The sequence below is a fragment of the Aquimarina sp. AU58 genome (assembly GCF_900312745.1).
GTDB lineage: Bacteria > Bacteroidota > Bacteroidia > Flavobacteriales > Flavobacteriaceae > Aquimarina > Aquimarina spinulae.
In genome coordinates this window covers 433,800-450,245 of record NZ_OMPD01000009.1, presented here as the reverse complement: position 1 = coordinate 450,245, position 16,446 = coordinate 433,800, and the positions used below count along the sequence as shown (strand labels likewise).

The 16,446-nt window shown below is 34.9% G+C and carries 6 protein-coding genes; 5 read left to right on the top strand and 1 reads right to left on the bottom strand.

Annotated features, from left to right (window positions below; genetic code table 11):
• The first annotated feature begins 170 nt into the window (after window positions 1-170).
• From DK441_RS08525 to DK441_RS08515, 3 genes are read left to right on the top strand one after another with little or no spacing between them, the layout of a single operon-like run.
• Window positions 171-4,502: a PKD domain-containing protein gene (locus tag DK441_RS08525; protein WP_109098333.1), complete on the top strand. Its 4,332-nt coding sequence runs from the start codon at window positions 171-173 to the stop codon at window positions 4,500-4,502.
• Window positions 4,503-4,522: 20 nt separating this feature from the next.
• A complete protein-coding gene (locus DK441_RS08520) occupies window positions 4,523-8,113 on the top strand; it encodes a DUF6443 domain-containing protein (RefSeq protein ID WP_160112005.1) in 3,591 nt (1,196 codons plus the stop codon).
• Window position 8,114: 1 nt separating this feature from the next.
• Window positions 8,115-8,534: a hypothetical protein gene (locus tag DK441_RS08515; RefSeq protein WP_160112004.1), complete on the top strand. Its 420-nt coding sequence runs from the start codon at window positions 8,115-8,117 to the stop codon at window positions 8,532-8,534.
• A 223-nt stretch (window positions 8,535-8,757) separates the two neighbouring features.
• Here the strand turns inward: DK441_RS08515 and DK441_RS08510 are convergent, their stop codons facing one another.
• Window positions 8,758-10,797 carry a tetratricopeptide repeat protein gene (locus DK441_RS08510; protein WP_370444308.1) on the bottom strand — a complete coding sequence of 680 codons (2,040 nt, stop codon included), beginning with the start codon at window positions 10,795-10,797 and terminating at the stop codon, window positions 8,758-8,760.
• Window positions 10,798-11,404: 607 nt separating this feature from the next.
• Here DK441_RS08510 and DK441_RS08505 point away from each other — a divergent pair.
• Together DK441_RS08505 and DK441_RS08500 are read left to right on the top strand one after the other, a co-directional pair.
• The gene (locus tag DK441_RS08505) at window positions 11,405-12,211 is read left to right on the top strand and encodes a glycosyltransferase (protein WP_035094503.1); all 807 of its coding nucleotides are present in this window, start codon (window positions 11,405-11,407) and stop codon (window positions 12,209-12,211) included.
• 95 nt (window positions 12,212-12,306) lie between these two features.
• Window positions 12,307-16,335, top strand: a complete 4,029-nt coding sequence (locus DK441_RS08500) for a DUF4114 domain-containing protein (RefSeq protein WP_109098329.1) — start codon at window positions 12,307-12,309, stop codon at window positions 16,333-16,335.
• The last annotated feature ends 111 nt before the right edge of the window (window positions 16,336-16,446 follow it).

Genomic DNA, 16,446 nt, shown 5'->3' with positions numbered 1-16,446 from the left:
GGATTCTACCCTCGATATGCTGGTATTTACCTCACCTCAAAATCTGATGTTTATTTTTTCGAAAAAAACTTTCATTTTTTTTTCTCAGTCCCGAAAAACGAAACTGGGATGATTTAATATTGCATTGGGAATACGATTAAAAAATAAAATCAGTCACTAAAAACTTTTATATGAGAATACTATTTTTAAGTTTTCTGCTTATAGTGGGTACTATCGCCATAGGTCAGGAAACTAATACGCCAAACCCATTAGAAGAAGCCTTACAGGTTTTTCCTGTATCACCAGAAGCAGCTTCTTTAGGTAAATATGGGGATATCCCTGTTAACCTATCTACCGGAAAAATTAATTATACAATACCTGTTTACACTATTAAAGTCGGGGATTTTGAATGGCCCATTCATCTGTCGTACAATTATGGTGGTCTTATTACCGAACAAGATCATCCCATGACCGGGATGGGATGGGATTTAATTGCCAATGGAAGGATAACACGACAAATCAGGGGAAAAGATGATGAATATGGAGATCAATCTTATAAAGCCAATGCTATTATTCCTTTTTTGCAAACAGTATATGACCAGGGTACTCCAATTGATGAGTATGATACTAATAAACGTTTTGAGATTTATAATAATATTGCCAATCGAAATTATGATGCACAACAGGACAAATATGTTATTAGTGCTCCTGGATTAAGTGGAAGCTATGCGCATGATGAGAAAGGAGATATCGTTTTTATGGAGCATAGAAACTTCAAAGTAAACAAAACGAACAATACAATAATAATTACCAAAGATAACGGAGTTACATACTATTTTGAGATACACGAAATAGGGAGTTACACATATAAGACTTCAATTGAAGGAGAATCTCTTAACCGCAATGTCCCTATGAGCTTTTTATTAACCCGTATCAAATTAAACGATAATAAAGGAAGTATTTATTTTGAGTATAGCCCTACAGAAAGTTATAGTAAAAGAGTGTATTCTGAATCAAGAACTAAAGATACCTCTGTGGGAGGTACAGCTTCTATTGAAGAGGATTATACCGATAACTCTACAACCAGACACCAGCTTCAAAAAATTATATTTCCCAACGGTGAGGTGAGATTTGATATCACCTCGGGTGTTTTAGACCAGGAAGTATCGGTTCAGACCTTGAATGAGATTTCTGTTTGGAATACAGGAAAACAGATCATAAAGTATAATTTTACGTATAGTGATCCAACAAAAAACAGAAAAACATTAGTAGGAATTACCAAAAGTAATGGCAATACAAATTTACCCTGGTATCAATTTGAATATTATCCTTTTCCTAACACCTTAGGGCCTTCTGTAAATTATAAATATCAGGATCCATGGGGGTATTATAATGGGAATTCTGGTTCTCTTTTATCTCTAGAAAACAGGAAAATAGATCATAATAAAACACGCTCGGGGGCATTAAAAAAGATAATCTATCCTACAAAAGGATACAGTTTGATCAGTTATGAGCAAAACAGGGTACCTTCTACATCTTCCGGCCTGGCAGATTTTTATACCTACACCAGGAACAAAACATTCAGAAGTGATAATAAGGCAGGACAAGGGATTACAAAAACAATTGACACAACATTTACTGTCTCATCTAGCCAAATTATTGAAGTAAGCCTAAGAGCAGGAATGTTCCTGTATGATCCTGATAACCCAGATGTAACCCCTAATATCGGTTTACAAGGTGCAGAGGCTAGTATAAAAGTTGAATGTTTAGATTTACCTCCTCCTTACTCTACTTTGGGAGAAATAAACATAACCGGAGAAGATACCGAAGCACAATGTGAGCCCCCAGCAGGCTGCCCAGATAGCTACTATAAAACAAACCCTGTTGTTTTTACAGCAGTTCCTAAAGGTGCTATAATTCGTATAACAGGTAGCATTTATGCCCCAACAAAAAGAGATGTATATGCAAACTGTTCTATAAAATATGAAGAGCTTGTTAATGAAGCAGGAGAACTCTTTAGTTATGTAGGAGGAGTACGTGTGAGTACCACTGAGGATTGTGATAATAATGGAAATTGCAAGACAACCAATTATAAATATGTATTAGAAGATGGCATAGATAGTGGCGTTTTGACCGGATCCTCTCCTGTATTCAGGTATTCTACAAAATACTATGATGGAATAAATGCAGATATAACCAGAATTCACACCGTGAGCAATAGTATGCGTGATTTTACCAGTTATCAGGGAGCTCCGGTATTATATCGACGAGTAGAAACCATTGTAAATGGTGGAGATAATGGGAAAGAGGTAAATTATTATACTGTGGCCCGTAACAATTATACAAACTTTCCTTTTATAACTACAATGAATAACGACTGGAAAAAAGGTCAGCTTCTTAAAAAGGAAGTGCATAAAAAAGAAAACGGAAAATTTGTTCTTGAAAAAGAAACTATTAACCAATATCAGGAATTTTACCCATATGGCAAAGGTATGCATAGTAGTGTAAAGGCCTATGGAATGGCAGTTGGCAGACACTATATTTCGAGTAGTTATGGAAACCCACACCATTTTAAGGATAATTATTACATCGATTATCCCAAAGAGTACAAACTCATAAAAACGATACATCGAGAGTTTTTACATGAACAAACACTTACCAGGGAAACTTCATATGCATATGATACTCCATATGGACAATTGAAGACACAAACAGATATTGGTAGTCATAATAATACAATGATTACAGAATTTCTCTACCCGTATGATCTAAGCAATACAGTGCATAACAGTTTAATAGCCCAGAACAGAATTGCTATCCCGATAAAAACTCAAACTAAAGAAGGTAATGAATTTGTAGCTACTCAAAGTATAGCGTTTAAAGATTGGGGTAATGGTAAATTACTACCAAAACTGATTAAAACCCTAAAAGGAAAGGAAAGCGCATTAAATGTATTTCAGGATCAGGTAGAGTATCTAAGCTATGATCATCAAGGGTATCCCTTAGAAGTTTCGCAGGTTGATGGTCGTCATATCATGTATGTATGGGGATATAACAACACCTTGCCTATTGTTAAGATCGATAATGCCAGTTATACCGGGATTTCTTCAACAGCAAGTAGTTTAATCACTCAGTTACAAACCGCATCGAATACAGAAGATACAGAAGCAGAAGAAGTAACCATGCGAAACCTGTTTAAAAACCTTAGAGAGGACGCTTATTTTGCAGATGCCCAAGTAACGGGATACACCTATGATCCTCTTATTGGGGTAACCAGTATTACCGACCCCAAAGGGCATAAAGCGTATTATAAGTATGATGAGTTTAACAGACTTATGTATGGGTTAGATAACAACCAGCATATTGCGCAACAAGTACGTTATAATTACCAAGGTGAACAAACGGCTACTTTAGGAGATGTGACTATTGATCTACCAGGTTCTGGACCAACCCAGCCGAATCAGGCTGTTACTTTTACAGCCAATACTCCAGGAAGTAGTGGTGCTGATCTCTATACATGGAGTGTTAACGGCACGCAAGAACAATGTGATAGCAGCACAAGCTTTACTAAAAGTTTTAGTAGCGAAGGTACTTATACGATATCAGTACTGGCCTATAATAGCCAAACCAAACACAGGGTAAGCAAAACGATGAGTGTAGTAGTTGAATATCCTCCTATAGTTACTCCTACTGTAAGCGCAAACTACACTAATATTGTAAAAGGAACTAACGTTGATTTTAGTGCTTCTGGTGTTGGTGGCGGGTCTGGTAATTTACGCTATGAATGGTATGTCAACAATGTAAAACAAGCCAGTACAGCAACTACATTAGCATATATTCCTGCTACTGCTGGAACCTATAACGTATATTTTAAAGTTATTGATAACAGAAGTGGAAAATCTGTAAACAGCGCTATACGTAAATTATATGCGTATAACCCTTTAAATCCACCTAATGTAAGTGCATCAAATACACATATTCTAAAAGGGACAACGACAACCTTTTTTGCTTCTGCTATAGGCGGTGGTACAGGTCTTCGATTGTACCAATGGTTTATTAATGATGTAAAACAACCTGATACAGGAACAACACTTTCATATAATTTTCCTAACGCAGGAACATATACAATTAAGTTTAGAGTAGTGGATCGAGGATTAGAAAACTCGCAGTATCAATGGGGTGCTAATACTCAAACAGTATATGCGTATAATCCAATGGTAATAAGCGCCACTCCTTTGTTCGGAGATATTAATAATAACAACCCTAATGTAACTTTTAAAATAACTGGAGTAAGTGGTGGTTCTGGGAGTTTTAGTAATGTAACCTGGAAAATAAGGTGCTTGCAGGATTCTTCTCTAAACCATACTTCCACAAATACCTCAAGGACATTTTCTTATGGGTCTAATACAAATGGCGAACATGAGATTAGTGCTACAATACAGGATACCAAAACCGGACAAGTATCTACGGTCACTATGTATGTTACAGTAAACAGAACTACAGGTGGTGGTACAGGATGGTAATCTTATTTAAAATAAAAAACATGAAAAAACAAATTATATATATACTACTTATCCTAATGGGGGTAAATCTCCAGGCCCAGGTAGTGCTATCAGACAAGAACTATATTCATACCACAGTCCCTCAAGTAGCGTTATCCATTGCAGAACTAGAGAATGTAAACTGCTCTAACATTAACGATATAGATAAAGCCATAGAAAGTGTCACCTATTTTGATGGACTGGGTAGACCCATACAACAACGAGCCATCAAAGCCTCACGAGATGGTAAAGATATTGTGACTCATATCGAGTATGATGCCTATGGCAGACAAGCAAAGCAATATCTACCTTTTGAGGCAAACAATACGATAGGGAGTTATAAAGAGATCAATGTAAACACCGATATTAACCAGTATTACAGAGATACCTATGCCAGTGATTTTCCTGGGATTAGTGATCTTACACAAATTAATGCCTATTCAGAAAGCATTTTTGATAAATCTCCTCTTAATAGAGTAGTAAAAATCGGTGCACCTGGTACAGCCTGGAAAGCAAACCCCAGTAGTGATGCAGATCATACTATAAAGACAGATTGGTATACTAATAAAGCTAATGAGGTGGTGTATTTTAAAGTAGATTTTGCTAATCCAAATGATACTGAGGCCCCTAGTCTGGTAAAGGATAATTTTTATGCTGTAAATCAGTTACATATAACCATCACGCAAGATGAAAACTGGACTCCGGCAGAAGGTAACAATCATACGACCAAAGAGTACAAGGATAAACAGGGTAGAATTGTTTTAAAACGAACCTTTAATGCAGGATCGGCACACGACACTCATTATGTTTACGATAGATTTGGGAATTTAACCTATGTAATCCCCCCTAAAGTAGCGGTTAGTGATGGGGTAAGCCAGAGTGAGCTTGCAGAACTCTGTTATCAATACCGATATGACAATCGTAATAGACTTATTGAAAAGAAAATCCCTGGTAAGGATTGGGAGTATATTGTGTATAATAAACTAGATCACCCTATTCTGACTCAGGACGCGAATCTAAAAGCGAGCAATGTCTGGCTCTTTACCAAATATGATGTTTTTGGCAGGGTTACCTATACGGGTAAGATTACCGATAACCGCGATAGAAAAACCATACAACAAGCTGTAAATACAGAATCTACCTTATGGGAGCAGCGCGGTGCTGTGGCTATGATCGATGGGACTACTATCTATTATAGTAATGTGGCATTCCCAAAAACAAACCTGGAGTTACATACCATCAACTATTATGATGATTATGGGTTTGACATTGTAGGATTAACCAATCCTGGTACGGTATATAACGAAGCTATTACCGATCAAACCAAGACACTACCTACAGGAAGCAAGGTACGAGTACTTGATACCTATGATTGGATCACCACGGTTACTTATTATGATAAAAAAGCAAGACCTATCTATATAGCTAGCAAGAATGAGTATCTAAACACTACAGATGTTATAGAAACCCAATTGGATTTTGTAGGTAAAGTAGAACAAACCAAAAGTACTCACACCAAAGATAGCAATGCTGCCATTGTTACCATAGATACCTTTACCTATGATCATATGGGTAGGATGCTCACCCAAAGACAATGTATAGAAGATACTTCTGGGGTAAATTGCACCGGTAATACCGGGGTTACACCAGCAGTAACCTTATCACAACCGATCACCCAGACTACAACTACTGTAGCGGGTAATACCATTACCTTGTCTAATGGATTTCATTTTGCAGCTACAGCTAGTACTTCTTTCTTTGCTAAGATCCAGAACGAGGAATTCCCGGGAGAATTGATCGTATCTAATACCTATGATAAGTTAGGACAATTAACCTCTAAAACAGTTGGAGGAGGATTACAAGAAGTGGATTATACCTATAATGTAAGGGGATGGTTGACTAAAATCAATGATCCTGATATAGCTCTTGGTAACAAACTGTTTGCATTTAAGATCAATTATAACACCACTACAGAAAACCTGGGAGCAACGGCTTTGTACAATGGTAATATTAGTGAAACCACCTGGAAAACAGCAAATGACAATACCAAACGTGCCTATGGATATCAGTATGATCATCTAAATCGAATTACTCAAGGACGCAGTACTAGTGGTCATTATGATGTAAGTGGTATCACCTATGATAGAGTTGGTAATATCCTCTCTTTAAATCGAAAGGGGCATTTAAATACCGCAGCTAATTCTTTTGGTGATATGGATATCCTGGCATATACCTATGATAGTGGTAATAAACTCTTAAAAGTAGCCGATACCGGCAATATCAGTTTTGGCTTTAAAGATGGTACCAATACCAATGATGATTATACCTATGATGCCAATGGTAATATGACAATAGATCAAAACAAGGGGATTACAGGGATTACCTATAATCATTTAAATCTCCCTAAAACAGTAACAGTAAATAATGCTTCTCATAATGGAAATATTACCTATATTTACGATGCCACTGGGGTAAAATTAAAGAAGATTACAACAGAGGGAAGTTCATCGACAACAGAATATGCTGGGAAATTCGTCTATAAGAATGGTAACCTGGAGTTCTTTAATCATACAGAAGGTATTGTAGAGAAAGAAGCTGATGGATATAAGTATGTATACCAGTTTAAAGATCACTTAGGAAACATACGACTATCCTATAAAGATGCTGATAAGAATGGTTCTATAACGCAAAGTGAGATCGTACAGGAGAAAAACTACTACCCCTTTGGGATGACTCATTCCGGGTATAATACTATGTTACGTGGTAGAAATCATAATTATGGGTATAATGGTAAGGAAGAACAAGACGAACTTGGGTTGGATTGGATGGATTATGGAGCAAGAAATTATGATACTAGTTTAGGTCGATGGATGAACTTAGACCCTCTTGCAGAACAGTACTTATCCTTAAGTCCATATAATTACACAATGAACAACCCTGTTTTCTTTGTTGATCCTGACGGTCAAGAAGTTGTAATCCATTTTGATAAGACTAATAACAGATTATACATTTATGATGATGATAAATGGGATGACAATCTAGATACAAGAGCAGTAAGCGCTGAGGAATATAAATTTTCTTTTGGAGAAGATGAAGAAAAGTATAATCAAATATTAGTAATTCATAATGTTTTTACTGGTGGTAATGATAAGGATGGTGATGGAGAAGTCAATTTTGGAGAAAAACCTGAAGAAAAACCAATTCCTAATGGAGAATACGATTTAGTAGATAATAAAGCAGATGAAAGACATCCAGAATACTACAGGATTGATTCAAGAACTGATGGAAATCGGTATAATGATAGATATGATGATCCAACGGAGAGAAACTCAAAAGGAAATTTAAGAGATGGATTTAGATTACACTTAGGAAGTGTTAGTCATGGATGTGTTACTATCTGTAGAGGTCCTGAATATAATAAAAAACAAAAAGAGTGGAAAGTTATGGATCAAATCATACAATCTACAGAAACTACAACTGTTAATGATAGAAGAGGAAGACAATCTGTGAACCCTCTTTCTAGATTAACTGTTTATGGTACTATTACAGTATCTGGACAAAATCCTAAACCAAAACAAAAAAAGAATAACTAAAATGCGAAAACTCCACTTTTTTGTAATGATTACAATTGTTTATACAATGATTATGAGTTGTAGTAATTGTAGAGAAATTCAAGGAATAAAAATTTCAGAACTTTTAAATAGACAAATAGATGATTTATATTGTGATACACTAGATAAAGCAATTAAATTAGATAAAGAAGCAATAATTAAGATTTCAACTTATAAAATTTCCGATGCAGCAGGATATGATCATGGCTATGTTTTAATTAGTTTAATCGAAAAGATTGGTGAACAAGAATATTTAAAAGCAATAGAAAATTTATCATTAGAAGAAAAAAGTTCGATAGAATCATATTTATGGGTTGGTATGGAATATGGGGGGAATAAAATATATGAATATAAAAAACTAAATGAAGTTTTACCTCTATTAGCTAAATCTTTGAAAAAGTAAATAAAACCCCGCTCCCGCTAGCATCTCGCTAGTGGCGTCAAAGACATGAGTGAGGGGTAGAGTAAATAAATGCTAAAAACCAGTTGCAGAGATGTAGCTGGTTTTTTTGAAATTTTGTAATACAAAATATCAAAAAAATTAGAGGTTTAAGACGTAGGTTGTATTATATAAAAGAAGAAAACCTGGTATAACCCCGACAGTGGATTTAAGATACAAATCTGTACTATTTTTGTAACTCCATAATCTTTTTATCAAAAATTGGTTTTTTTAAGAAATGCCATTTTAACCTGAAACCAAATTCTACATACTCAAAACCTGCTGCTGTAGCCGAAGCGATATTACTATACTTACCATAGACTCCTGCTTTAAATCGTTCTGAAAACCGATATCCAAATTTTCCTTCTGCTCTAAAAGTAGATGAACCCGGATCGTCTTCTACAAATTGTCGACCCAAAGCTGCACTTGCATTATAAAACCACTTTTTTTGTGGATCACTTACCACTTCTGCAAATAGCTCTCCCAAATTAAATCGTGCAGGACTAAAATAAATTACAGGCACCTGGTTCTTAAAAGAAAGATATTGATAATTAATACCTACTTTTAGAATAGGTCGTTGTAGTACCGTATAGTATAAAGAGGTAAAAAGTAGATTTCTGCTATTATCATCGGTTTGAGAAGTATAGATATACTGGGTATACCATCCCAAATTAAAATTGGTCCCCAGGTTATAATTCAAAAAGTAATTATTCATTACAATCTCCCGGTTTAATAAATCTGCATTAAAATTTTGCAACTCTCTTTTATATCCAACATCTAAGTTTTGAAGTTTAAAAGGTTTTGTCTTTACTATCGCCTCGGCAACTAATTCTGTATATTCGGTTGTAAATCCATCGGCATTAGTGATTCCTATTTTGGATTGTAGAGAAACTTTTCCATTAAATTTATATACTCCCCCCAGCCAAAAATCATGAGAAGTGGCTTCATTTTTGGTTACTGTATTTTTTGTAGTTCTATAATCGTATTGAATCTCTGATTTAAATTTGGCAGACAGAGGAATCTCGGTTTTTACTGTAATATTTACAGCTTCATTATCTCCGTTATCAAAAGTGAATGCTGTTTTCTCTTCGATAAATGGTGTATGTGATTTCTTTAACGTCTTTATCAACTTTTCGGCATCCTGTTGCTTTGGGTAATATTCTAATGTTTTAAAGGCGTATGTATAGGATTTCATATCCTTCCCCACAGCTCTATACGCATTTGCTATTCCTAAATTACCATCAAAAGATCCCTTGTCTTTTTCTAATATCGTATCGTATTTTTGAAGACTGGTTTTAAAATTACTGGTATACATCCCATGATTAGCCTGTAAAGCCAGTACTCTTGGGTGATCTGGATATAACTGCTGTAATCGGGCTATATCTTCTTTTGCTACAGCAAATTTCCTGTTCCATAATAGCGCTTGTATATATCGTTCTCGTGTAGATAAGTAGAGTTCTTTATCTTCTTTAAACTTTTTTACTTTATGCATCGCCATACCAGCTATAGCTAGTGCTTTTTTCTCTTTATGTCTTTTATGCGCTACAAGAGCCAGGCCATTTAGCGATATAATACTATCCTTAGGATGTATTGCCAAAGCAGTATATGCTTTTTCTGCATTATCTAAGTCATTAGTCATGAGATACAGATTTGCTTTGTTTAACTGGGTATCCTTATCATTAGGAAAATCAATTAGGTTTTGATCTAATAATGCAATGGCCTCATTATATTTTTTGTCTTGTGCAATGGTATTGGCATACCCAAGACGAATATATTTGCGTGATAATAGAGCATTGGGGTTTCCTTCTTGTAATTGTAATGCATTGTTAACCATCTTTAATGCATTTTCATATTTTTTGAGATTAGAAAGTGTGTTTGCGTACCCCAATACTGCAGGAAAGCTATTACTATCTTCTTTAATCAATTTTTCATAAAACGTTTCAGCTTTGGCAAACTCGCTATTCCAGAGTAGTGATTCGGCATAATTTAGTTTAATTTCGAAATCATCTGGATATTCCTTTTTTAGCCCTGTAAAAATAGATACCGCCTGTTGCGAATCTCCTAGTAACCCCACTGCTCTTCCGTAACACAAACGTGCTGTTTTGTTATCGGGATATTGTTTTAGAATTGTATCAAAAAAAGATTTTGCCTTATCATATTTACCGGTTTCTAAATACGTAAACCCTTCTTGCATATCTTGTGCAAATAGAAGTGAAAATGAAAACAAAAATATAAGGCTAATAAAAAATGACTTTAAGTGCATTATTTTGTGTAATAGTTGATTAACATCGTTAAAGTAAGAATAACTAAAAAAACAGCAGTCAAAAACTTAATAAGTTTTATAAAAATAATATCTCTACCCTGGATTCATTTAACAAAAAATGTATCAGCATTAACATAATTTTAAATAATTAAGGAATGAAACAGGGGAAAAACCCCCTTTTTTTAACATTAAAATAATCAAAAAATCATTTTTTTCTTTAACATTTGTAGTATTTTACCTTCTTTTTCAAATCAAAAAATGTTAAAATTTCAGTAAAAAATATCGATTAACCGACGAAATACACTGTTTTTGGAATTTGCGTAAATATTTTGTGGTTTTACCATAATCAAATTTCAAAAACCAATATTACTTTTACAACGAGTTGATAACTAGCGCTTACCATCAATTCGAGATTACAGTAAATTCGTCAAAATGTAAAATAGTCTTCAAAAATCCCCAGAAGAATGTTTAACATGTTTTAAAAGATTAAGGTCTAAAAAAATAATAAAGACCCGTATTAAAAAACCAATACTTCTACTACCCCGGAAGTATGTCCCAAAATCTAAAAAAAATGACGAAAATTACCGGAATTATTATCCCATGCTATAATGAATATAATAGACTGGATCAAAAAAAGTTTTGCGATTTCTTAAGCAAAAATTCTAATTACCACTTATGTTTTGTAAATGATGGCAGTTCTGATGACACTTTAAAAATGTTGTGCGAGCTCAAAGAGTTTGATCCACAAAGGATAGCAGTACTTGACCTCGAACATAACCAAGGTAAGGCTACCGCAGTACAAACCGGAGCAAACTACCTAGCAGATATAGACATTATAGAAAATATCGCTTTTCTTGACGCCGACCTTTCTACATCACTAGAAGAAATGGACAACTTAGTAAAGAAACTAAATAGTGATCCAAAACTAACCATGGTTTTTGGTTCTAGAAAAGCAGCAGAAGCAAACAATATTGAAAGAAATATAATTAGAAAGCTCTTATCAAACTTTGTTGGATTCTTTATCCGATTTATTCTTCAGCTTCCTATTAAAGATACACAGTGTGGTGCAAAAGTATTTAAGAAAAGTATCATCGAAAATGTATATAGCCAACGATTTATAAGCAGATGGCTATTTGATATCGAAATCTTTCTTCGATTAAAAAAACATGTAGGGTTAAAAGATCTGTTAAACTGTATTAGTGAAGAACCACTAGATAGTTGGATTGAAGTAGAAGGCTCTAAAATAACATTAAAAGATTCTTTTCTTATTCCGATCAATCTATTAATGATCTGGTTTAGCTACTTCAAAATTAAAACAAATAGCAAAAGTGCTTCAGATATTTTCAATCTTAAAACAAATTACTATATGGTAAGATAACTACTTTTCTTCTTAAGCAAAATTTAATTCAAAATCTATTTTAACTATCAAAAAAACGTCTGTATTAGTTTCAATACATACGACCAGTATATACTATGAAAAAGATCATTATCCTTTTGATAATTCTCCTAGCGAATATTACGTATGCCCAACAATCTTTTGATTGTAACGAGGGAAAATTTTATCAGGTAATTTCTGGAGCATTACGATCATACGACCCGATAACAGGAACATACTCAGACCCTCTTCATACGCATACAGCATACAATGCGGGGGGATACAATCCTGTAGATAACTTTTTATATGCGATTAGAAATAGCGATAAGCATTTACTACGTATTGGAACAGACATGGTAGTAGATCTAGGTGCTGTTGCACAAAACGGAGGTGTTTCTTTTGGTGGTGGTTATGCTGCCGATGTAGATAGCGAAGGAAATCTATGGGTTTTTCAAAACGCACTCGACAAACAATCTTTTCATAAGATTACCAATCTTCAAAGCTATGATGGTTCTTCATCTCCTACATTTGAGATTGTAGTATCCGATCAGGCTTCACCAAGTACTTGTGCAGATATCGTATTTATAGATGGTAATCTATATGGCGGTAGTAAAGGAAATGTGTATAAATGGGATCTTACAACAGCTACACCTGCTTTTAGCTATAAGTCTGTTACAGATTTGCCTAGTCATACATTTGGTGCGTGTTATACCGACACCAGTAACCGATTATATGTATCTAGTAATAAAGGTGGATTGTATTTAGTAAATGACTATGAGTCTGCTACTCCTTATGCTACATTATTAAACAATACAGAAGTAACAAATTCTAATGATGGCTTTAAATGTGCAGTTGGAGTATCTCCTATAGATGCTGATAAAGATGAAGTTTTGGATCCTTTTGATAAGGATACCGATGGTGATGGAATCCCTGATGTGGTAGAAGGTGGTGGAGTTGACCCATATGGAGACGATGACTCTGATGGAATTTTTAATTACCTGGATCCGGATTTTGGTAACACCTGTAATAGTGGAGTGTCTTTGGCTTTTGATACTGATCGTGACGGAGTTCCTAATGCATTGGATCTTGATAGTGATAACGATGGGATATTTGATATCGTTGAAGCCGGACTAGGAAGTTATGACACCAATGGAGATGGTTTTTTTAATTCTGAAGATGATAATTTTGTGGATTCTGATCTTGATGGAATTGCAGACATAGTAGACGTTGATCAAACTGGAGTTGCATTCTACCCTACCGATACCGATGGTGACTTAATTTATGATCCATACGATATTGATGCAGATCAGGATGGTATTATTGATCTTATCGAAGGGCAAAACAGCGCAAGTTTCGTAACCCTTTCTGGTTCTGATCAGGATAGAGATGGTATGGACGATGCTTTTGATCCAGATCATGGTGGTACTCCCCAAGGATATGTAAATACTGATGGTACTGATAATCCAGACTTTATGGATACCGATTCTAATAATGATGGAACTTTGGATACTGTAGATGGGTATGATACTAACAGTGATGGTACTGCTGATACAGTTGCCGCAGGAAATGATTTTGATCAGGATGGCTTAGATGATAATTTTGATTTAAAAGAAACTGTATTTGATTCTGATAACGGAAACCAAACTCCAAGCAGTTTTCCTGTACTAAGTATCGGTCAGCGATACCAATATCCAGGAACATACAATAGTAACGGAACGCCAGACTATCTGGGAACAAACGAAACACTCACTTCTGATTATCTCACACGAATCGATAACGCATTACCAGAAGGAAATTCTGTACCAAACCTTAACCCGAATTATATCTATTCGGGATATGACACCAATGTTATTATTGAAAGTACAACGAATGTTTCTGTAACTTTTATTGGTGAAAACACAAATTATAAAAATACACTAGGTTTTTATACCTATGATATCAATAGTCCTTCTGCTGTGGCTCCTAGCCCAGAAGATATAACTATTGTATTTCCTAATGCTTCTAAAACAGGTAGTAATGGTGAATTAAATGCTGGTAATACTGTAAACATAGGAAGTTTTGCAGCAGATACTGGTATTGGTTGGGTATTACTTGTAGACGGTTGGAATGGTAGCACCGTAGACTCTGGGTTATGGCAAATCTATTCTAATCCTGATTACAACCCAGAATGTGATGAAGCCCTACGACCACATAATATCTTGCTTGCTGATACGGCAAATGAGAGTATCGTACTTGGATTTGAAGATATTAGAAGGGACTACCCGGGAGCAGATCACGACTTTAATGATGTTCTTTTTCACATCAAAGCCGATCAATACTCCTCCTTAAAAACTACAAACATTCCAGAATTAACAGAAGAAGGTGTTGTAACTTCTGGAAACGACGGTGGATTAGAAAGTAATGGTGACCTGGCTAGTTTAATTGCCAAAAGAAATTTTTTAAGATCAAAAACGAACAACGTATACAATCAAAAGAAATTACAGAAACGTTTCGCCCCGGGTCAAAAATCATACAAGTCTGGTAATAACCAAGATTTAAGTATCTATTTCCCAACAACCGGTGCTACAGGAACAGAAACATCTTTTGTTTCTAGTCCAGACGATCTAATTGGTATAACGAATGCTACGGCAGTATTTTCGATAGATTACTACAATCAAAATAAGAGAGTTGGAGCAGCCCTGGCTATGGCAACCAAAGGATCTGTTTATGATCATTCTAAAACGATCTGTGATAGACTTAATGGTTCTGTATTAGAAGATATAAGAACATTAACAATTCGAAATCATACTTTGGTAAATACCAAAATCAGAAGAGTTACAGGAGAAGTTGAACAAGCCTTACATTTCTCTGTAAGAATAGATGAGTTTCAAAATGAATTATATAGCTTATGGAATATCGATCAATATCCAGAAGGTGACTACCTTAACTTCCAGATTTGGGGTGGTTCTATCCCACAGGTAGCAACTATTGCAAATACGATTATCGATAAATTGATCGAACAAAAATCATTAGGTAAAACTTTTATTCCTAATAACATTCCATCTGTATTTGTACAAAAAGGATTTTATAGAGACGGTAAACTTATTCTGGATATTGTAAATAAATCAGAAGTAAGTCAGTTTAATTTCAGAGGAAACAAAAGAGTTACCGAGCTATCTAAAGAAGAACTAATTACCAAAACCATATCCTTATCTGGTAAATACCAGGAAACTATTACTGTAGAAACAGGATACTTATTTGATATTGGATTTGCAATTACGGGAGATAATCCCAATACAGCAGATGTATTATACCTGGCAGATGGTCCATGGGGTATCGATTTTCTTGAGCAGGGAGCTACTGTATTTAATTTTGAAATCATAAAAAATAAAAACAGTGACACGCAAGAAGGGCATTATCAAGTAGAACGAGATGCCAAAGTAAGTGGTAACCTTAAAGAAACCGTGAACTTGTTTAGAAATATTCTTGGTGGTGATCTAACCCTAAATGTTTCTGAGTATGATGCAGTTGAGTTTGAATTATATACCGACAGAGATGTAGAAGTAATTTTGGTAACCAAAGATCTTGTAAACTGGAATGACAGGCTTAGATATACCATAAAAGCAAGTGATACAAAACAAACGTATACCATTCCTTTTTCAGAGTTTTCTAGTAAGGCAAAACAAAGTGTTTCTATCGATGAATTAAGAAGTGTTGTATTTTCTATTCAGGGAGATTATCAAAGCTTTGCTCTTTTTAATCTAGAAGTTGCTAAACTTGCTTTTACCAAGGAGAAAGAAAATACCGACGACACTATTGATGAGGAAGATAGTGATGCAACAATTATTAATAATGATGATATCGAGGACATTACGCTAACCACAGATAATACTACTGTTATACATAATTCTCCTAACCCGTTCAGGACACAAACAACGATCAAAATGCCTACAGCAAATCAAAAAATTACAATTTCTGTAATCGATATGTTGGGTAGAGTTGTGCAAAAAGAAGAGTTAGGAACTGTAGCAGCTCCATCAGATACTTTTACGTTTACTGCCAAGAATTTACAGCAAGGAGTGTATAAGTATATTATTAGAGGAGATGATTTTAAGAAAAGATACGAGGGAAGTTTTTTAATACAATAACAATAGTCAATAAAGCTGCTATACTACCCAAAAATAGGTAGTATAGTGGTTTTATTAAAAAGAGATTTTTTTTAAAATAAAATGTAGAGGTTGGAAAATTAAAAACTAACT